Raw genomic sequence first — 16,984 nt, forward strand, 5'->3', positions numbered from 1 at the left:
CCGCAAGAAAAGCGGACTGCCACGGAACTGGCACGGGATATGCGGCACCAAGCCAAGGTGTATATTGAAGCCGTAAAGGTTGCGGGTATATGGGTCACAAACTGAAGATCGCGGGCTGGGTTTCCATTGGCGTGGTGGCCGGCGCGCTCACCACGGTGTCGCTGCAAACGGTGGCGCGTGGCGCCATGGCCCCCCTGCCGCTGGAAGAGCTGCAGCAGTTCGCAGCGGTCTACGGCATGATCAAGAGCGACTACGTGGAGCCGGTGGACGACAAGAAGCTCGTCACCGACGCCATCTCCGGCATGGTCGCCAGCCTGGATCCGCATTCGCAGTACTTCGACAAGAAGTCGTTCAAGGAATTCCGCGAAGGCACGACGGGCCGCTTCGTCGGCGTGGGCATCGAGATCAGCCAGGAAGACGGCCTGATCAAAATCGTCTCGCCCATCGAAGGCTCGCCCGCCTTCCGCGCCGGCCTCAAGCCCGGCGACCTGATCACCAAGATCGACGACACGGCAGTCAAGGGCCTGGCGCTCGGCGATGCGGTCAAGCGCATGCGCGGAGAGCCCGCCACCAAAGTCACGCTCACGATCTTCCGCAAGGACGAGAACCGATCCTTCCCCGTGACCATCACGCGCGAGGAGATCAAGACCCAGTCCGTCAAGGGCAAAGTGGTCGAGCCCGGCTACGCGTGGATCCGCCTGACGCAGTTCCAGGAGCGCACGGTGGACGACTTCGTGCGCAAGGTCGAAGAGATCTACAAGGAAGAGCCCCAGCTCAAGGGCCTGGTGCTCGACCTGCGCAACGACCCGGGCGGCCTGCTCGACTCGGCGGTGGCCGTATCCGCCGCCTTCCTGCCGGAAAACGTGACCGTGGTGTCCACCGACGGCCAGTTGGCCGAAAGCAAGTTCATCTACAAGGCCGCGCCCGAGTTCTACCAGCGCGGCCTGGGCGGCGACCCGCTCAAGCGCCTGCCCGCAGCGCTCAAGACCGTGCCGCTGGTGGTGCTGGTCAACGAAGGCTCCGCCTCGGCCAGCGAGATCGTCGCGGGCGCGCTGCAGGACCACAAGCGCGCCACCCTGCTGGGCAGCCAGACCTTCGGCAAGGGCTCTGTGCAGACGGTGCGTCCCCTGGGGCCCGACACCGGCCTGAAGCTGACCACCGCACGCTACTACACGCCCAGCGGCAGATCGATCCAGGCCAAGGGCATCGTGCCCGACGTGATGGTCGACGAAACGCCCGAGGGCAACGTATTCGCGGCGCTGCGCATGCGCGAGGCCGACCTTGAAAAGCACCTGAGCAGCGGCCAGGGCGCCGAGGAGAAAGACCCCGAGCGCGACAAGGCCCGCGAGGAAGCCCGCAAGCAACTGGAGGAAGAAGCCAAGAAGAAGCCGGTAGCCGAGAACCGCCAGCCGCCCGAATACGGCAACGACAAGGACTTCCAGCTCGCCCAGGCGCTCAACCAGCTCAAGGGCCGCCCCGTGCTGCTCAGCAAGACGCAGGTGGAGCGCAAGGAAGAGGTCAAGAAAGAAAACTGATCCCGCGTACCGCGCAGCGGCCACGCATTCCCGCAAAGGAATGGCGTGGCCGTTTTTCATTCGTGCCCATGGACGACCACCAGCTATTGCGCTATTCGCGCCACATCCTGCTCGACGAGATCGGCATCGAGGGGCAGGAGGCGCTGCTGCGCGCGCACGCGCTGGTCGTCGGCGCCGGCGGGCTGGGTTCGCCGGTGGCCTTGTACCTGGGCTCGGCGGGGCTGGGCCGCATCACCCTGGTGGACGACGACACGGTCGACCTCACCAACCTGCAGCGCCAGATCGCCCACACGCTCGACCGCGAGGGCCAGCCCAAGGTGGAATCCGCGCGGCACGGCATCCACGCCATCAATCCGCAGGCGGATGTGCGGGCCCTGCGGGCGCGCGCCGATGCGGCCCTGCTCGACGAATGGGTGCCGCAGGCGACGGTGGTCATCGACTGCAGCGACAACTACGCCACGCGCCATGCCGTCAATGCCGCCTGCGTGCGGCACCGCGTGCCGCTGGTTGCAGGCGCCGCCATCCGCTTCGATGGGCAGATCACGGTCTGCGACAGCCGCGATGCCGCCTCGCCCTGCTATGCCTGCATCTTCCCGCCCGATGCCGCATTCGAGGAAACGCGCTGCGCGACCCTGGGCGTCTTCGCGCCGCTGGTCGGCGTCATCGGCAGCATGCAGGCGGCGGAGGCGCTGAAGATCGCGGCGGGCCTGCCCGGCGGACTGCAGGGGCGGCTCATGCTCTTCAACGCCCTGTCGTCGGAATGGACCACGCTGACGGTGCCGCGCGATCCGCTGTGCCCGGTGTGCGGCACACAGCACCGGGAAACGGCATAGGTTCATCCGTCAGCGCCCGCCTACGCGGGGCGGCAAAGAACCTGCCGATGCCATGCCAGGCAGCGTAAGAATTGTCCGACACGCAGCGACCTTGGCCGCTGGCAGAATCGTGCCGCACGAAACCCTACATTCAGAGACATTCACCCACCCATCGACATGGAATCCAGCTTCCCCATATGGCACATCCCGATGCGCGAACCGACATCCGGAATGGCATGGAGCGCGCGTTGGGATGCACCGTGGGACTGAGAACCTACATCGTCGAGGACAACGCCACCATCCGCGAAAACCTGGTCGATACGCTGGAGGATCTGGCGTCGATACGGCTGGTGGGGGTGGCTGAATCGGAGAGGGACGGCACGTCCTGGCTGCAAAGCCACAGCGACGCCTGGGATCTCGCCATCGTGGATCTGTTCCTGAAACAGGGCAGCGGCCTGGGCATCGTGGCTGCCTGCCGCGACCGGCAGCCCGCGCAGAAGGTGGTGGTGCTGAGCAACTACGCGACCGCGGACATCCGTGCGCGCTGTGCGCAGCTAGGGGTGGACGCGGTATTCGACAAGTCCAACGAGATCGACGCGCTGGTCGACTACTGCGCGCAGCACGGCGCGTGAAAACCGCGCCTGCGGCCTGGGGAAATCAATCGATCAGCTTGTTCTTCAGCGCGTAGTAGGTCAGGTCGCTGTTGGACGCAAGATTCATTTTCTCCATGAGCCGCGTGCGGTAGGTGCTCACCGTCTTCACACTCAGCGAGAGGGCCTTGGCGATGTCGCCCGCCGTCTCGCCCTTGGCGAGCTTCAGGAACACCTGGAACTCGCGCTCGGACAGCAGTTCGTGCGGCAGCGCGTCTTCCTTGCGATTGAGCTGCTGGGCCAGCAGGTCGGCCACCGAAGGCGTGATGTAGCGGCGGCCCAGCGCGATGGTGCGGATGGCGTTGACGATCTCCATCGGATCACATTCCTTGTTCAGATAGCCGCTCGCTCCCTGGCGGATCATGTTCATCGCATAGTGCTCTTCGGGATAGCCGCTCAGGATGAGAATGCCGACGTCGGGCGCCTTGGCGCGGATCATCGCCAGCACGTCCAGCCCGCTCTGGCCCGGCATCGACAGGTCCATGAGCAGCACGTCCATCTCGGCGTTGCGCACGAGGTCGATGGCCTCGCGCCCGTTGGCCGCCTCGCCCACCACGCGCAGATCGACATGATCGGCGAAGAACTGCTTGAGTCCCGAGCGGACAATGGCATGGTCGTCCACGATTCCGATCTTGATCATCTCGGTCACTTTCTGCAGAAAGATGCCATCTTGGCACACAGCACCGCATGCATGCATGCCTGGCGCCCGATTTTCGATTATTGCCGATGAATGTTTTTTGGAGTTCCGCATGCGCTGGTTCACCTCACTTTCCAGAATGGCCTTCAGCCTGCCCCTTGCGGCGCTCGCCGCCGCGGCCCTGATCGCCATCAACGAGACCGGCTACATGCAGTCCACGGCGGCGGTGCGCGAGATGGTGCGCACCCAGGAGACGCGGGCGGCGCTCAACCACCTGCTGCAGTACGTGCTGGACGCGGAGACAGGCCAGCGCGGCTTCCTGCTGACGGGCGACAACCGGTACCTGGAGCCCTACAACGTCGCGGTCACCCGCATCAACGACAACGTCGAGGTGCTGCGCCGGGATTTCTCGGACAGCGCGGACGCCCAGCGCGAGTTCTCGCTGCTCGCCGGCCACGTATCGCGCAAGCTCGCCGAGATGGAACTCAGCGTGCGCATGCGCAAGCAGGGCAACGAGGATGCATGGAAGTTCGTCCTGACCACCGACGTGGGCAAGGAACACATGGACGCCATCCGCGAGCAGTCGAACCAGCTCATCGCGCGCAGCAGCGGCCAGATGGCGCTGGGCCAGCAGCAGGTTTCGCAGGCGCTGCAGATTGCGCGCATCGGCATCGCCATCGTGGCCGTGGTCGGCCTGCTGGCCTTCTACATGTACCTGCGCCAGACGCTGGCGCTCGCCCAGGCCGTGCAGCGCGAGCAGCAGGCGCTCGAACACGAGCGCGACCGCCTCGAAGAACTCGTGCGCCAGCGCACCGCCGCACTGGCGGAGCTGGCCACCCACCTGCAGCAGGTGCGCGAGGACGAGCGGGGCCACCTCGCGCGCGAGTTGCACGACGAACTCGGCTCCCTGCTCACCGCCGCCAAACTCGACGTGGCGCGGCTCAAGTCCAAGATCGGGGCCGTGCCCGAGATCGTCGAGCGCCTGCAGCACCTGACCGAGACGCTCAACAGCGGCATCGCCCTCAAGCGCCGCATCATCGAGGACCTGCGCCCCTCGTCGCTGACGCACCTGGGGCTGGTCGCGTCGCTGGAAATCCTCACGCGCGAATTCGCCGAGCGCTCGGGCATCGCCATGGATGTCAACCTGGAGCCGGTCGATGGGCTATCGGACGCCTCGCAACTGACGATCTACCGCATCGTGCAGGAAGCGCTGACCAACATCGGCAAGTATGCCCAGGCATCGCACATCACGGTCACCATGCACGGCTACAGCGGCCACGTGGACGTGAAGGTGCGCGACGATGGCCAGGGCTTCGACCCCTCCACCATGACGCCCAGCGCCTATGGCCTGGCGGGCATGCGCCACCGCGTGGAGGCGGCGGGCGGGCGCATCGCCATCAGGTCGGCCATCGGGCAGGGCACGACGATCACGGCCCACATTCCGCGTCTGGCGTCCAGCGCCGGCAAAACCGCTGCCGAGCCCGCCGAAGCCGCCTAGATTTATAACCAGTAAGACCAGCCGCTGCCCGCGCAGTCGGCATCCTCCTACAGCCGAGCGCTGGTAGCACTGACACCGGAAAGGGCCCACTGCCGATGCAGGTTTCCCGCTCCCATCGATAACCTTGGGCTTCAGGTGATTGGCTAGGCCGAACTCCGCAAACCAGGGGCTTGCCCCACAACCGCAAGCAAGGAGATGAACATGCTGCACTACGCCGTGGTTTTCCTCGTGATTGCGCTCATTGCAGCGATTTTCGGCTTCGGCGGAATCGCTGCGGGCGCAGTCGGCATCGCCAAGATACTGTTCTTCGTTTTCGTGGTGCTGGCCGTGCTCAGCTTCCTGGCAAGCATCATCCGCAAGGGCTAGTGCAGTGTTCAACGCCAAGCAGCACATAAAACCGCGCCTTTTGACGCATGGCGGCGTTGCAAATCCTCGCGATAGCGACGGCTATCGCTGCGGTTTGCGCCTTGCCCTGCGCCAAAACGCATCGCTTTTATTGGTGCCGCCAAGCATCGAACACTGCACTAGCCGCCACGCGCCACACACCATCCAAGGACAACCTTCATGACCACATCCGCATCCACATCCAAGGCCGCAGCCACCGCGCGCCACCTGGCCGACAGCGCCCTCCAGAGCGCCGAAGAAGCGGTGGAATCCACCCGCGTCTTCACCAACGACTCGCTCGAACGCGCGGGCGACAAGGTACGGGGCATCCGCTGCGAGGTCGACCCCGCGATCGACCGGCTGGCCGCCAGGGCCGAGCATCTCGTCGAGCGCGGACTCGGGTACTACGCCGATGCCGCCAGCCGCGCACGGCGGCAGCTCAATGGCTATTCCGATGCCACGGGCCGCTACGTGGCCGCGCGGCCCCTGAAGTCGGCCCTGATCGCCGCCGCGGCAGGCGCCGCCCTGACCGCCGTGGTCATGATGGCGGCGCGCCGCCGCGACTGATGCCGCCCATGCCGGACGCTGACGCTCCGCTTGAGGCGCAGCGCTGAAGCGCCCCGATTCCAGACAGTTCGCCGCGCGGCAGGGGGGTACAGTCCGCGGCGGGCCCTTCATCACTACGCCCCCCGACAAACCAATCCCTGCAACGCACCCAGAGAAAACACCATGCAATACTCAAGAGGAAACTCCATGCAATACGCTCGTGCAATCGCCTTTGCCGCCATGGCCGGCATCACCGTCATCACCGCCACCGGCTGCGCCGTCGCGCGCAACCAGGAGACCTTGGGCAGCTACGTGGATGACGCGGGCATCACCACATCCATCAAGGCCAAGTACGCCGACGACAAGACCGTCGCCACCACTTCCATCAGCGTGGAAACGCTCAACGGCACGGTGCAGCTCTCGGGCTTCGCCAAGTCGCAGGCCGAAAAGAACCGCGCCGAGCAGATCGCGCGCGAAACCAAGAACGTGCGCAGCGTGCGCAACGACATCGTCGTGCGCCCTTAAAGCCCGCTGACTCGCAGTCCGCCGGGCCCTGGCCTGGCGGACATCGCCTGGGCAAGGCCGGACCCTTCCGCGCCTTGCCTTTTTGTTGCCTTTTCTGCCAGGCACGTGTATGCGCGTATTCAACTGCGACAACTGCGGGTATCCCGTCTTCTTCGAGAACGTGCAGTGCCTGCACTGCGGCTGCAAGCTGGGCTATCTGCCTGACCTTTTCCTGGTGGCGGCCCTGGCCGCCGCCGATGGCAACGCCGCGCCCGCGCTGTTCACGCGTTCGAGCGATGCGGGCGCACCCGATGCGCGGCGCTGGCGCATGTGCCACAACCACGATGCCTACCAGGCCTGCAACTTCGCCGTGCCCATGGAAGACGACAACCCCCTGTGCATCTCGTGCCGGCAGACTCGCCTGCTGCCCGACCTGTCACAGCCAGAGAACCGGCAGCGCTGGTACCGCATCGAGGTGGCCAAGCGGCGCCTGTTCTACAGTCTGGCGCGGCTCGGGCTGGCCGCCGCTGCGGGGCAAGGCCCGGTGCCCAACCCGGTCTATGAATTCCTGGCCGACCAGCCGGGTACGGAGCCGGTGATGACGGGCCACGCCGACGGCGTGATCACACTCAACATCGCCGAGGCCGACGACGACGAGCGCGTGCGCCGGCGCGTGGCGCTGCACGAGCCCTACCGCACGCTGCTGGGCCACCTGCGGCACGAATCCGGGCACTTCTACTGGGACCGGCTGATCCGCGACCAGGGCCGCACCGAATCCTTCCGCGCCGTCTTCGGCGACGAGTCGCAGGACTACGCCCAGGCCCTGCGGGCCCACTACGCACGCACGCCCGGCAGCGCCGCCTGGCAGGACGACCACGTGAGTTTCTACGCCGCCTCCCACCCCTGGGAAGACTGGGCCGAGACCTGGGCGCACTACCTGCACATGGTGGACCTGCTGGAAACCGCCTGGGCCTACCAGACCACCGTGGTGGTGCCCGGCGATGCGCCGGATGCCGGCACGCGCGTGGGCAACCCGTTCTCCGACCCGCCCCTGCCGTTCGACGCGCTGGTGCGCCAGTGGGTGCCCCTCACGCTGATGCTCAACAGTCTGAATCGCAGCCTGGGCCAGGAGGACGCCTACCCGTTCGCACTGCCCGCGCGCGTGCTCGACAAGCTGTGCCATGTGCACGACGTGGTGGCAGAGGCGGCCCACCCGGTCGTGGCCGCGCAGTCCGAGGTCGGCGCAGCATATACTCCCCCACCAACCACCCAGCCACCGCAATGAATCCGCGATAACCACATGCATACTCCCCAGGAGTATGCATTTTGTTCAAGGACGGGGGGCTCAGGCGCGCCCGAGGCTGCGCACCTTGTCGGCCAGGCGCTGCTGCACCTGGGGCGAGACGAACTTGTCCACCTCGCCGCCCAGCATGGCGATCTCGCGCACGAAGGTGCTGCTGATGAACTGGTATTTGTCGCTCGGCGTGAGGAACACCGTCTCCACCTCGGGCATGAGGCTGCGGTTCATGCCGGCCAACTGGAACTCGTAGTCGAAGTCGGTCACCGCGCGCAGGCCGCGCACCATGGCCTTGCCGCCACGGGCCACCACGAAGTCGCGCAGCAGGCCCGAGAAGCTCTCCACCTGCACCTGCGCATAGGGCGCCACCGCCTCGCGCACCATGTCGATGCGCTCCTGCAGGCTGAACATCGTCTTCTTGTGGTGCCCCGCGGCCACGGCGACGACCACCTGCTCGAACAACTGCGTGGCGCGGCGCACCACGTCCTCATGGCCCAGGGTCATGGGGTCGAAGGTTCCGGGATAGACGGCGATCACTTTCTGGGCCATGGGCTAGGGTCTCCTCGGTGCAGGCGCTGGCGGGGTCCAGGCCTGTTCGGGCGCATTATGCAGTGCGCTCCAGCAGGTGGGCATGCACCGCGCCCGCGCGCAGGTGGCGATGCAGCGCCAGGCCGAAGGGCCGCAGTTCGGCATCGCCCCAGGCGAGCGGCGCTTCCAGGTATATCCAGCCGCCGGGCTTCACGCCGGGCGCCGCGGCGGCCAGCGCGGGCGCGAACAGCGCCGCGCCGAACGGCGGGTCCAGCAGCACCAGATCGACGGAGCCGGGCGCCGCCGCGCGCAGGGCCGCCACGCCGTCGCCGCGCCGCACGGTGACCGCCGCGGCGTCTAGCCGCGCGCGCAGCGCCCGCAGGCCCGCTGCCAGCGCCGCGTCCTGCTCGACCAGCAGCACCTGGGCGGCGCCGCGCGACGCCGCCTCGAAGCCCAGCGCGCCGGTGCCGGCGAAGGCGTCGATGCAGCGCCAGCCCGCCAGGTCCTGGCCCAGCCAGTTGAACAGCGTCTCGCGCACGCGGTCGGGCGTGGGGCGCAGGCCGGGCCGGTCGGCCACGGGCAGGCGCGTGCGGCGCCATTGGCCGCCGATGATGCGCACCTCGCCAGCGCCTGCGCGCCGCGCCGGCGCGGCGCTCACGGCTGGCCCCCCACCACCACGGTGACCATCTTCTGCGGCTGCAGCTTGCGCGCGAAGGCGGCGCGCACGTCGGCCGCCGTGACCTGCTCGACGCGCTGCGTCCAGTGGTCCAGGTAGTCCAGCGGCAGGCCGTTCCAGGCGATGTTGGCCACGTTGTCGAGCAGCTTGCGGTTGCTGTCGATGCGCAGCGCGAAGCCGCCCACCAGGTTGTCCTTGGCGGCGCGCAGCTCGGCCTCGCTGGGGCCGTCGGCCACGAAGCGCGCCACCACGCCGCGCGCCACCTCCACGGCCTGGGCGGCCTGGTCGGGCCGCGTCTGCAGGCCGACCATGAAGGCGCCCGCATGCAGGCCCGGGGCGAAGTAGCTGTAGACGCTGTAGCTCAGGCCCCGCTTCTCGCGCACTTCCTCCGTGAGCCGCGAGACGAAGCCGCCGCCGCCCAGGGTGTAGTTGCCCACGAGCAGCGCGAAGAAGTCCGGGTCGCTGCGCTTGTAGCCGGGCTGGCCGATCAGCACCTGGGCCTGCGCGGCGTCGAACGGGATGCGGATGTCGCGCGCGGCGGCCAGCGGCGGCACCTCTGCCACGGCGGGCAGCGCGGGGCAGGCGCCGTCCGCGGGCTGCGGCAGGCGCGACAGCAGCGTGGCGGCCAGCCCGTCGGCCTGCGTGCGCGTGAGGGCGCCGACGATGCTGACCTTGGCCCGGCACGCCAGGATGAGACGCGCATGGGCGGCGCGCATGTCGGCGGTGGCGATGCGCGCCAACGTCTCGGGCGTGGTCTGGTAGCCGTAGGGGTGGCCACCGTACACCGCCTCGGCAAACGCCTGGCTGGCCACGGTGGCCGGGCGGGTACGCGCCTCCTTCAGCGCGGCGGCGATGCGCTCGCGCTCGCGCAGCCACACCGCGTCGGGAAACGCCGGCTCGCCCAATTGGCGCGCGGCCAGTTGCGCGGCGCGGTCGAGCAGGGCCGGATCGGTCAGCGAGCGCAGCGCGAAGCTCATGCGGTCGCCGTCGGCGGAGGCGCCGAAGGACGCGCCGAGGTCGGCCCAGGCTTCGCCGAGCGCGTTCTCGTCGAGCGCCGGGCCGGCGCCGCTCTCGCGCACGCCTTTGTCGGCCATATCGGCCACGGCATCGGCCAGCCCGGCCTGGGGCGCGGGGTCGCGGCGGCTGCCGGCGTCGAAGTCGATCTGCACATCGACCATCGGGATCGTCGGGCTCTCCACGAAGTAGACCTGCGCGCCGCTTTGCCGCACCCAGTGCGCGATGGGCAGCGCGGCCCACGCGGCTTGCATATGAAAAACGGCTCCAGCGCAGACAATACCTGCGGTAGCAGCTATCTTTTTAATAGTAAACGTCATGGTTTTCCTTCTTGTTGCGCCCAGTCTTCGGCCACGCTATTGGCGCGACCCGCGCCGCTCGAAACCGGCGCAACCCAGCCCAGCGGCGCAGCCGCTTGGGGGGTTGTTTCATCTCATGGCGTCGGCGGGCATGGTGGTGGCGCGGCGGCGGCCCGCCTCCACCGGCTGGGGCACCAGGGTGCCGACGGTGAGCTGGTCGTCGCCGAAGTACTTGGCCGCCACGGCCTGCACCTGCGCGGCGCCGACCTGCCGCAGGCGCTCGATGATGCGGTCGCCCGTGTCGAGCGGCAGGCCCTGCACCCAGTAGCTGCCCAGCTCCTGCGCCTGGCTGAAGACCGCGTCGCGGTCATAGACCTGGCTCGCCACCCACTGGGTCTTGACGCGGGCCAGCTCGGCTTCGCTCACGCCGTCGCGGGCGATGCGGGCCACCTCGGCGCGCAGCGCGGCTTGCACCTGCTCGGGCGTCTTGCCGGGCGCGGGCACGCCGGTCAGCCAGAACAACTGCGGCCCGCGCCCGAGCAGCCCGTTGGAGGCCCCCGCGCTGTCGGCCACGCGGTCGGCACCCTGGGTGAGCGCACGGTCCAGCCGCGAGCCCTCGTAGCCGTCGAGCACGGCGGCCAGCACCGTGAGTGCCAGCGCCTCGTCGTCGGCGGCGGCGGGCCGCTCGATGGCGGTGAGCTGCGGCACCTTGAAGGCCATGGCGACGTAGGCCTGCTCCGCCGGCGCCTTGAGCCAGACGCGGCGCAGCCCCGCCTGCGCGGGCTCGGGGCGCGGCTTGCGCACCGGCAGCGCGCGCGCGGGAATGGCGCCGTAGTACTTCTCGGCCAGGCGCCGCACCTCGGCGGCATCCACGTCGCCGGCCACGACCACGGCGGCGTTGGCGGGCACGTACCACTGGCGGTAGAAGTTGCGCACGTCGTCGGGCGCCATGGCGTCGAGATCGCCCATCCAGCCCACGATGGGGCGGTGGTAGGGCGAGGCCATGAACACCGCCGCGTTCAGCGCCTCGTGCAGCAGGGCGCGGGGGCTGTCCTCGGTGCGCATGCGGCGCTCTTCCTTGACGACCTCGATCTCCTTGGCGAACTCCTCGTCGGGCCACTGGTTGTGGGCGAAGCGGTCGGCCTCCAGGCGCATCACGTCCTCGAGCCGGGCGGCGGGGATCTGCTGGTAGAAGCCGGTGTTGTCGCGGCCGGTGAAGGCGTTCTCGCGCCCGCCGAGCGCGGCCACGCGGCGCGAGAACTGGCCCGGCGGCACGCTGGCCGAGCCCTTGAACATCATGTGCTCCAGCACGTGGGCCACGCCCGAGGTGCCGTCCACCTCGTCCATGGCGCCCACGCGCACCCAGAGCATGTTGACCGCCGTGGGCGCGCGGCGGTCAGGCTTGACGATGACGGTGAGGCCGTTGGAGAGCGTGAACTGCTCGACGGCGGGCGGGGCGGCGGACGCCCCGGCATGGGCGCCCGCGGCAAGGCTTGCCAGCAGGGCCAGAGTGGAAAAGGCGCGTTTCATAGAATAGTGCGATTCTAAGAACCGCCCGATGTTCAGTTTTTTCAAGAAAAAGCCGCCGCCCGCAACCCCCGCGGCGCCGCCGGCACCCGCCCCCGCCCCCGTCCCCGTCCCTGCACCTGCACCTGCACCTGCACCTGCACCTGCACCTGCACCTGCACCTGCACCTGCACCTGCACCTGCACCTGCACCTGCACCTGCACCTGCACCTGCACCTGCACCTGCACCTGCCGCCCCCGCGCCTTCGCCCTCCGGCGCGGGCGGCTGGCTGCGCAACCCGTTCGCCAAGACGGCGGCCCCTGCCGTGGATGCGGATGCACCCGCACCCGCCCTGGAGCCGCCCGCCGGGCGCAAAGGCTGGCTCGACCGGCTGCGCGCGGGCCTGCGCAAGACCGGCTCCAGCATTGCCACGGTGTTCACCGGCACACAGATCGACGATGCGCTGTATGAAGAGCTGGAAACCGCGCTGCTGATGGCCGACACCGGCGTGAAGGCCACGCAGCACCTGCTCGACGACCTGAAGCGCCGCGTGAAGGAGGCCCGCGCCACCGAGCCCGCCGCCGTGAAGGGTCTGCTGGCCGACGCCATCGCCGAACTGCTGCAGCCGCTGGAAAAGCCGCTGGTGATCGGCGCGCACACGCCGACCGTCATCATGGTGGCGGGGGTGAACGGCGCGGGCAAGACGACCTCCATCGGCAAGCTGACCAGGCACCTGGCGGACGAAGGCGCGAGCGTGATCCTGGCGGCGGCCGACACCTTCCGCGCCGCCGCGCGCGAGCAACTCGGCGTATGGGCCGACCGCAACATGGTGGAGATCGTGAGCCAGGAAGGCGGCGACCCGGCGGCCGTGAGTTTCGACGCCGTGACCGCCGGCAGGGCACGCGGCAAGGACGTGGTGCTGGTCGATACCGCCGGGCGGTTGCCCACGCAACTGCACCTGATGGAAGAATTGAAGAAGATCAAGCGCACGATCGCCAAGGCCGGCGCCGAGCCGCCGCCGGTGGGCAGCAAACCACGCGAGGCGCGGAGCGCGGGGGCCGATGTCCCTCCCCATGAGGTACTGCTGGTGATCGACGGCAACACCGGCCAGAACGCATTGGCCCAGGTGCGGGCGTTCGACGACGCGCTGGGACTCACGGGCCTGATCGTCACCAAGCTCGACGGCACGGCCAAGGGCGGCGTGCTGGCGGCCATCGCACAGGAGCGGCCCGTGCCGGTCTATTTCATCGGCGTGGGCGAAAAGCTCGAAGACCTGGAAACCTTCAGCGCGCGCGAGTTCGCCCAGGCGCTGCTGGCCTGAGAACCCCGGCGGTCTGTTTCGAGTGCGTTGGCGTAAACGGCGCCACCACCGCGTCTTATCGAGAGCAACCCAAGGAGCATCGACCACGGCCTGGCGCCGGCGCGAGGCGAGTGTCTGCCACCCGAGGGAACCATTGTCTTGGCACTCCATCAAAGAGAGTGCTAACATAGTGCAGTGTTAGAGGAAAGGACCCCCGGAATGACCGTTCACACTGGATCCACCACTACCGCCCTGGCTCCCGTCAATGCCTGGGCGCTGGTGCCGCCCTTGGGCAGCCTCGACGCCTATATCTCGGCAGTCAACCGCCTGCCCATGCTCACTCAGCAGGAGGAGCAGGAATACGCCCGCAAGCTGAAGAACGACAACGACCTGGAGGCCGCCGGCAAGCTGGTGATGTCGCACCTGCGCCTGGTGGTGTCGGTGTCGCGCCAGTACCTGGGCTACGGGCTGCCGCACGGCGACCTGATCCAGGAGGGCAACATCGGCCTCATGAAGGCCGTCAAGCGCTTCGACCCCGACCAGGGTGTGCGCCTGGTGAGCTACGCGCTGCACTGGATCAAGGCCGAGATCCACGAATACATCCTGAAGAACTGGCGCATGGTCAAGGTGGCGACCACCAAGGCGCAGCGCAAGCTGTTCTTCAATCTTCGGTCCATGAAGCAGGGTTTCAAGGCCGACACGACCGATGCGCAGGCGCACCGCGAGGTCCTGAGCGAGCATGAGATCGACGTGATGGCCGAGCGGCTCAACGTCAAGCGCGAGGAAGTGACCGAGATGGAAACCCGCCTGTCGGGCGGCGACGTGCTGCTCGACCCGGCGCCGTCCGACGACGGCGAGCAGGCGTTCGGCCCGATCGCCTACCTGTCCGACCGCAGCCACGAGCCCACCGCGATGATCGAATCGCAGCAGCGCGACGTGCTGGCCACCGACGGCATCGCCACCGCCCTGGGCGAGCTGGACCCGCGCAGCCGCCGCATCGTGGAGGAGCGCTGGCTCAAGGTCAACGACGACGGCTCGGGCGGCATGACGCTGCACGAGCTGGCCGCCGAATACAAGGTGAGCGCCGAACGCATCCGCCAGATCGAATCGGCGGCCATGAAGAAGATGAAAAAGGCGCTGGCCGCCTACGCCTGAGCCCGCCTGCGGCCCCCTCCGCGCCCCTGCAAACCCGACCGCCTGCGGCTGCTCCCATGCCCAGGCGGTTTGTCTTGGGCGGACTCCTTTCCCCCATTGCAACCTGCCCCATGGAAAACATCCCACCCGCATCCCCACCGCGGCGCGCCGTGCTGGCCACCGCGCTGGCCGCCATGGCCAGCCCTTTCGCCTCCACGCACAGCCAGGCGGCGGGCAGCCCCGCGTGGCCCACCCGGCCGCTGCGCATCGTCGTCGGCTTCCCGGGGGGCTCTTCCCCCGACCTGACGGCACGCACCTTCGCCGACCCGCTCGCCAAGGCCCTGGGCCAGCCCGTCGTGGTCGAGAACCGCGTGGGCGCGGGCGGCAACATTGCCGCCGACATCGTGGCCAAGGCCACGGACAGCCACACCATCGGGCTGATGATCAACGGCAACATGACCATCTCGCGCCTGCTCAATGCGCGGGTGCCCTACGACCCGCTGACCGACCTGCAGCCCATCAGCCTGATCGGCGTCTCACCGCTGGTGCTGGCCGCCCCGCAGCATGCGCCGGGCGCCGATGCGCACGCTTTTCTCGACGCCGCGCGCGCGGAGGGAGACGGCTGGAGCTACGGTTCGCCCGGCGTGGGCACCGTGGGCCACATCGGCATGGAACTGCTGAAGGCCCGCACCGGCATCCAACCCGTGCACGTGCCCTACCCCGGCTACTCGCAGGTGGCCAACGCCATGATCGCCGGCGAACTGCAACTGGCCCTGCTGCCGCCCGCGCTGGCCCTGGCGCAGGCGCGCGCCGGCAAGCTGCGCGCCATCGGCGTCACCGCTGGCAGCCGCAGCACCCTCGCGCCGGAGCTTGCCAGTCTGGCCGAGGCCGGCGTGCGCGACTTCAACCTGGAGATATGGAACGCCGCCGCTGCACCCGCCGCCATGCCGCGGGCACTGGTGGCACGGCTCTCGGCACTGTTCGTGGAGATCTCACGCAATTCCGACATCCGCACCAAGCTGTTCCAGCAGGGCTGGCAGACCGTCGGCAGCAATGCCGAGGGGCTGGCCAACCGCATCGAGGCCGATACCGCCGTGCTGGGCCAGGTGATCCGGGAACAGGGCCTGCGGGCGCAATGACCGTCGCCCCTGCGGCGGGTTACCCACGCAACAGCGCGGCAATGTCCCCCGCCAGCGCCTGCGCCCCCATGCCATAGCGCGCATAGAGCCGCAGCCGCCCCTGCGGGTCATAGATGTAGCTGCCCGCCGAATGGTCCATGGTGTAGCTGCCGGGTGTCTTGCCTTCGACCTTCTTGTAGTAGAGCTTGAAGTCCTTGGCCAACGCGACGAGTTGCTCTGGCGTGGGCCGCAGGGCGATGAAACCGGGGTCGAAGCTGGCCATGTAGGCCTTCAGCACCTCGGGCGTGTCGCGCTCCGGGTCCACCGAGATGAAGACCGCCTGCAGGCGCGCACCGTCGGGGCCCAACTGGCGCTTGATTTCAGCCAGTTCCGCCAGCGTCGTCGGACACACGTCGGGGCACTGCGTGTAGCCGAAGAACACGAAGACGGCCTTGCCCTTGAAGTCCGCCAGCGTGCGCTCGCGGCCGTCGAAATCCGGCAGGCGGAAGTCGCGGGCGTACTCGGCGCCCGTGATGTCCACGCTTTGAAAGCTTTGCTCGGGCGTCTTGGAACATGCATTCAGAATGGCCGCAGCGCTTGATATTCCTGCGCAAGCAGCTATCAATTTAAGAGCATTACGCTTGCGCATCGCAGACCTTACAGAACGTAGTGGTCCACCAGCAGCGCGGCGAACAGCGCGCTCAGGTGGATCAGGGAAAAACGGAAGGTGCGCCGTGCCAGCGCGTCCGAATAGTTGCGCCACAGGCGAAAACCGTAACCGCAGAACCCCAGGCCCAGGACGATGGCGGCAGTCAGGTAGATCCACGAGCTCATGCCGTAGATGAACGGCATGAGGCAGCCCGCGAACAGGATGAGCGTGTAGAGAAACACATGCAGCCGCGTGAACGCGTTGCCGTGCGTCACAGGCAGCATCGGCAGGCCGGACTTGCGGTAGTCCTCCACGCGGTAGAGCGCCAGCGCCCAGAAATGCGGCGGCGTCCACAGGAAGATGATGAGGAACAGGATCAGCGCCTCGGGCCCCACCTGCCCCGTCATCGCGGCCCAGCCCAGCACCGGCGGCATGGCGCCCGAGGCGCCGCCGATCACGATGTTCTGCGGCGTGAGCGGCTTGAGGATGACGGTGTAGACCACGGCATAGCCGACGAAGGTGGCGAAGGTCAGCCACATCGTGAGCGGATTGACCCACAGGTACAGCAGCAGCGACCCCGCCCCGCACAGCGCGGCGGAGAACAGCAGCGTCTGCCAGTCCTGCAGTTCGCCGCGGGCCGTGGGGCGCCAGGCGGTGCGCTTCATGCGCGCGTCGATGCCTTTTTCCACCAGACAGTTGAACGCCGCCGCCGCCCCGGCCACGAGCCAGATGCCCAGGCAGGCGATGGCCGCGCGCGCCACGTCGCTGCCCGTGGGCAGGCCGGGCACCGCCAGCACCATGCCGATCAGCGCGCAGAACACGATGAGCTGCACCACGCGCGGCTTGGTCAGCGCGTAGAACTGGCGCAGGCGCGAGGGCGCAGCCATGGCAATGCTG

At 68.3% G+C, this 16,984-nt stretch carries 18 protein-coding genes; 11 read left to right on the plus strand and 7 right to left on the minus strand.

What is annotated here, in order from left to right; translation table 11 throughout:
* Positions 1–89 precede the first annotated feature (89 nt).
* From PY257_RS06285 to PY257_RS06295, 3 genes are all read left to right on the plus strand, one after another.
* The gene (locus PY257_RS06285) at positions 90–1,535 is read left to right on the plus strand and encodes a S41 family peptidase (protein WP_275740012.1); all 1,446 of its coding nucleotides are present in this window, start codon (positions 90–92) and stop codon (positions 1,533–1,535) included.
* A gap of 68 nt (positions 1,536–1,603) precedes the next feature.
* Entirely contained in the window at positions 1,604–2,368 is a 765-nt protein-coding gene (locus tag PY257_RS06290) for a HesA/MoeB/ThiF family protein (protein ID WP_275740014.1), read from the plus strand.
* 239 nt (positions 2,369–2,607) lie between these two features.
* Entirely contained in the window at positions 2,608–2,979 is a 372-nt protein-coding gene (locus PY257_RS06295; RefSeq protein WP_275740016.1) for a response regulator, read from the plus strand.
* A gap of 25 nt (positions 2,980–3,004) precedes the next feature.
* Here the strand turns inward: PY257_RS06295 and PY257_RS06300 are convergent, their stop codons facing one another.
* On the minus strand, positions 3,005–3,637 hold the full coding sequence (locus PY257_RS06300) for a response regulator (protein WP_275740018.1): 633 nt from the start codon (positions 3,635–3,637) through the stop codon (positions 3,005–3,007).
* Between the two features lie 109 nt (positions 3,638–3,746).
* On the opposite strand from PY257_RS06300, the gene PY257_RS06305 reads away from it, so the two are divergent.
* From PY257_RS06305 to PY257_RS06325, 5 genes are all read left to right on the plus strand, one after another.
* Positions 3,747–5,132: a CHASE3 domain-containing protein gene (locus tag PY257_RS06305; RefSeq protein ID WP_275740020.1), complete on the plus strand. Its 1,386-nt coding sequence runs from the start codon at positions 3,747–3,749 to the stop codon at positions 5,130–5,132.
* Between the two features lie 201 nt (positions 5,133–5,333).
* Positions 5,334–5,498 (plus strand): DUF1328 domain-containing protein, encoded by a 165-nt coding sequence (locus PY257_RS06310; RefSeq protein WP_275740022.1) that lies wholly within the window; start codon positions 5,334–5,336, stop codon positions 5,496–5,498.
* 198 nt (positions 5,499–5,696) lie between these two features.
* Entirely contained in the window at positions 5,697–6,083 is a 387-nt protein-coding gene (locus tag PY257_RS06315) for a hypothetical protein (RefSeq protein WP_275740024.1), read from the plus strand.
* Positions 6,084–6,269: 186 nt separating this feature from the next.
* Positions 6,270–6,587 carry a BON domain-containing protein gene (locus PY257_RS06320; protein WP_275740026.1) on the plus strand — a complete coding sequence of 106 codons (318 nt, stop codon included), beginning with the start codon at positions 6,270–6,272 and terminating at the stop codon, positions 6,585–6,587.
* 109 nt (positions 6,588–6,696) lie between these two features.
* A complete protein-coding gene (locus PY257_RS06325) occupies positions 6,697–7,851 on the plus strand; it encodes a zinc-binding metallopeptidase family protein (protein WP_275740028.1) in 1,155 nt (384 codons plus the stop codon).
* 60 nt (positions 7,852–7,911) lie between these two features.
* On the opposite strand, the gene coaD is transcribed toward PY257_RS06325, so the two are convergent.
* The 4 genes from coaD to PY257_RS06345 all read right to left on the minus strand — a co-directional run bounded on the left by coaD (position 7,912) and on the right by PY257_RS06345 (position 11,910).
* On the minus strand, positions 7,912–8,412 hold the full coding sequence (coaD, locus tag PY257_RS06330; RefSeq protein ID WP_275740030.1) for a pantetheine-phosphate adenylyltransferase: 501 nt from the start codon (positions 8,410–8,412) through the stop codon (positions 7,912–7,914).
* Between the two features lie 55 nt (positions 8,413–8,467).
* On the minus strand, positions 8,468–9,049 hold the full coding sequence (gene rsmD / locus PY257_RS06335) for a 16S rRNA (guanine(966)-N(2))-methyltransferase RsmD (protein ID WP_275740032.1): 582 nt from the start codon (positions 9,047–9,049) through the stop codon (positions 8,468–8,470).
* Positions 9,046–10,401, minus strand: a complete 1,356-nt coding sequence (locus PY257_RS06340) for a M16 family metallopeptidase (protein ID WP_275740034.1) — start codon at positions 10,399–10,401, stop codon at positions 9,046–9,048. The genes rsmD and PY257_RS06340 overlap by 4 nt, the downstream gene beginning before the upstream one ends.
* Before the next feature lie 108 nt (positions 10,402–10,509).
* Entirely contained in the window at positions 10,510–11,910 is a 1,401-nt protein-coding gene (locus PY257_RS06345) for a M16 family metallopeptidase (RefSeq protein WP_275740036.1), read from the minus strand.
* 28 nt (positions 11,911–11,938) lie between these two features.
* Between PY257_RS06345 and ftsY the strand changes: the two genes are divergently transcribed.
* From ftsY to PY257_RS06360, 3 genes are all read left to right on the plus strand, one after another.
* A complete protein-coding gene (gene ftsY / locus PY257_RS06350; RefSeq protein WP_275740038.1) occupies positions 11,939–13,207 on the plus strand; it encodes a signal recognition particle-docking protein FtsY in 1,269 nt (422 codons plus the stop codon).
* Between the two features lie 198 nt (positions 13,208–13,405).
* Positions 13,406–14,341, plus strand: coding sequence for an RNA polymerase sigma factor RpoH (gene rpoH / locus PY257_RS06355; RefSeq protein ID WP_275740040.1), 936 nt, complete (start codon positions 13,406–13,408; stop codon positions 14,339–14,341).
* A gap of 110 nt (positions 14,342–14,451) precedes the next feature.
* On the plus strand, positions 14,452–15,459 hold the full coding sequence (locus tag PY257_RS06360; RefSeq protein ID WP_419095663.1) for a Bug family tripartite tricarboxylate transporter substrate binding protein: 1,008 nt from the start codon (positions 14,452–14,454) through the stop codon (positions 15,457–15,459).
* Between the two features lie 19 nt (positions 15,460–15,478).
* Here PY257_RS06360 and PY257_RS06365 read toward each other — a convergent pair whose 3' ends face one another.
* Both PY257_RS06365 and cyoE read right to left on the minus strand, forming a co-directional pair.
* Entirely contained in the window at positions 15,479–16,087 is a 609-nt protein-coding gene (locus tag PY257_RS06365) for an SCO family protein (protein ID WP_275740042.1), read from the minus strand.
* A gap of 8 nt (positions 16,088–16,095) precedes the next feature.
* Positions 16,096–16,974, minus strand: a complete 879-nt coding sequence (cyoE, locus tag PY257_RS06370; RefSeq protein ID WP_275740044.1) for a heme o synthase — start codon at positions 16,972–16,974, stop codon at positions 16,096–16,098.
* Between the last annotated feature and the right edge of the window lie 10 nt (positions 16,975–16,984).

The sequence above is a fragment of the Curvibacter soli genome (assembly GCF_029211125.1).
GTDB classification, from domain to species: domain Bacteria; phylum Pseudomonadota; class Gammaproteobacteria; order Burkholderiales; family Burkholderiaceae_C; genus Curvibacter_A; species Curvibacter_A soli.

What these genes read in the sequence shown, in the direction of transcription:
- PY257_RS06360 (WP_419095663.1), top strand. Translation starts at nt 14,452, where the DNA reads ATGGAAAACATCCCACCCGCATCCCCACCGCGGCGCGCCGTGCTGGCC.
- ftsY (WP_275740038.1), top strand. Translation starts at nt 11,939, where the DNA reads ATGTTCAGTTTTTTCAAGAAAAAGCCGCCGCCCGCAACCCCCGCGGCG.
- PY257_RS06300 (WP_275740018.1), bottom strand. Translation starts at nt 3,637, where the DNA reads ATGATCAAGATCGGAATCGTGGACGACCATGCCATTGTCCGCTCGGGA.
- PY257_RS06365 (WP_275740042.1), bottom strand. Translation starts at nt 16,087, where the DNA reads ATGCGCAAGCGTAATGCTCTTAAATTGATAGCTGCTTGCGCAGGAATA.
- PY257_RS06345 (WP_275740036.1), bottom strand. Translation starts at nt 11,910, where the DNA reads ATGAAACGCGCCTTTTCCACTCTGGCCCTGCTGGCAAGCCTTGCCGCG.
- cyoE (WP_275740044.1), bottom strand. Translation starts at nt 16,974, where the DNA reads ATGGCTGCGCCCTCGCGCCTGCGCCAGTTCTACGCGCTGACCAAGCCG.
- coaD (WP_275740030.1), bottom strand. Translation starts at nt 8,412, where the DNA reads ATGGCCCAGAAAGTGATCGCCGTCTATCCCGGAACCTTCGACCCCATG.
- PY257_RS06315 (WP_275740024.1), top strand. Translation starts at nt 5,697, where the DNA reads ATGACCACATCCGCATCCACATCCAAGGCCGCAGCCACCGCGCGCCAC.
- PY257_RS06325 (WP_275740028.1), top strand. Translation starts at nt 6,697, where the DNA reads ATGCGCGTATTCAACTGCGACAACTGCGGGTATCCCGTCTTCTTCGAG.
- PY257_RS06320 (WP_275740026.1), top strand. Translation starts at nt 6,270, where the DNA reads ATGCAATACGCTCGTGCAATCGCCTTTGCCGCCATGGCCGGCATCACC.
- PY257_RS06285 (WP_275740012.1), top strand. Translation starts at nt 90, where the DNA reads ATGGGTCACAAACTGAAGATCGCGGGCTGGGTTTCCATTGGCGTGGTG.
- PY257_RS06290 (WP_275740014.1), top strand. Translation starts at nt 1,604, where the DNA reads ATGGACGACCACCAGCTATTGCGCTATTCGCGCCACATCCTGCTCGAC.
- rpoH (WP_275740040.1), top strand. Translation starts at nt 13,406, where the DNA reads ATGACCGTTCACACTGGATCCACCACTACCGCCCTGGCTCCCGTCAAT.
- PY257_RS06305 (WP_275740020.1), top strand. Translation starts at nt 3,747, where the DNA reads ATGCGCTGGTTCACCTCACTTTCCAGAATGGCCTTCAGCCTGCCCCTT.
- PY257_RS06310 (WP_275740022.1), top strand. Translation starts at nt 5,334, where the DNA reads ATGCTGCACTACGCCGTGGTTTTCCTCGTGATTGCGCTCATTGCAGCG.
- PY257_RS06340 (WP_275740034.1), bottom strand. Translation starts at nt 10,401, where the DNA reads ATGACGTTTACTATTAAAAAGATAGCTGCTACCGCAGGTATTGTCTGC.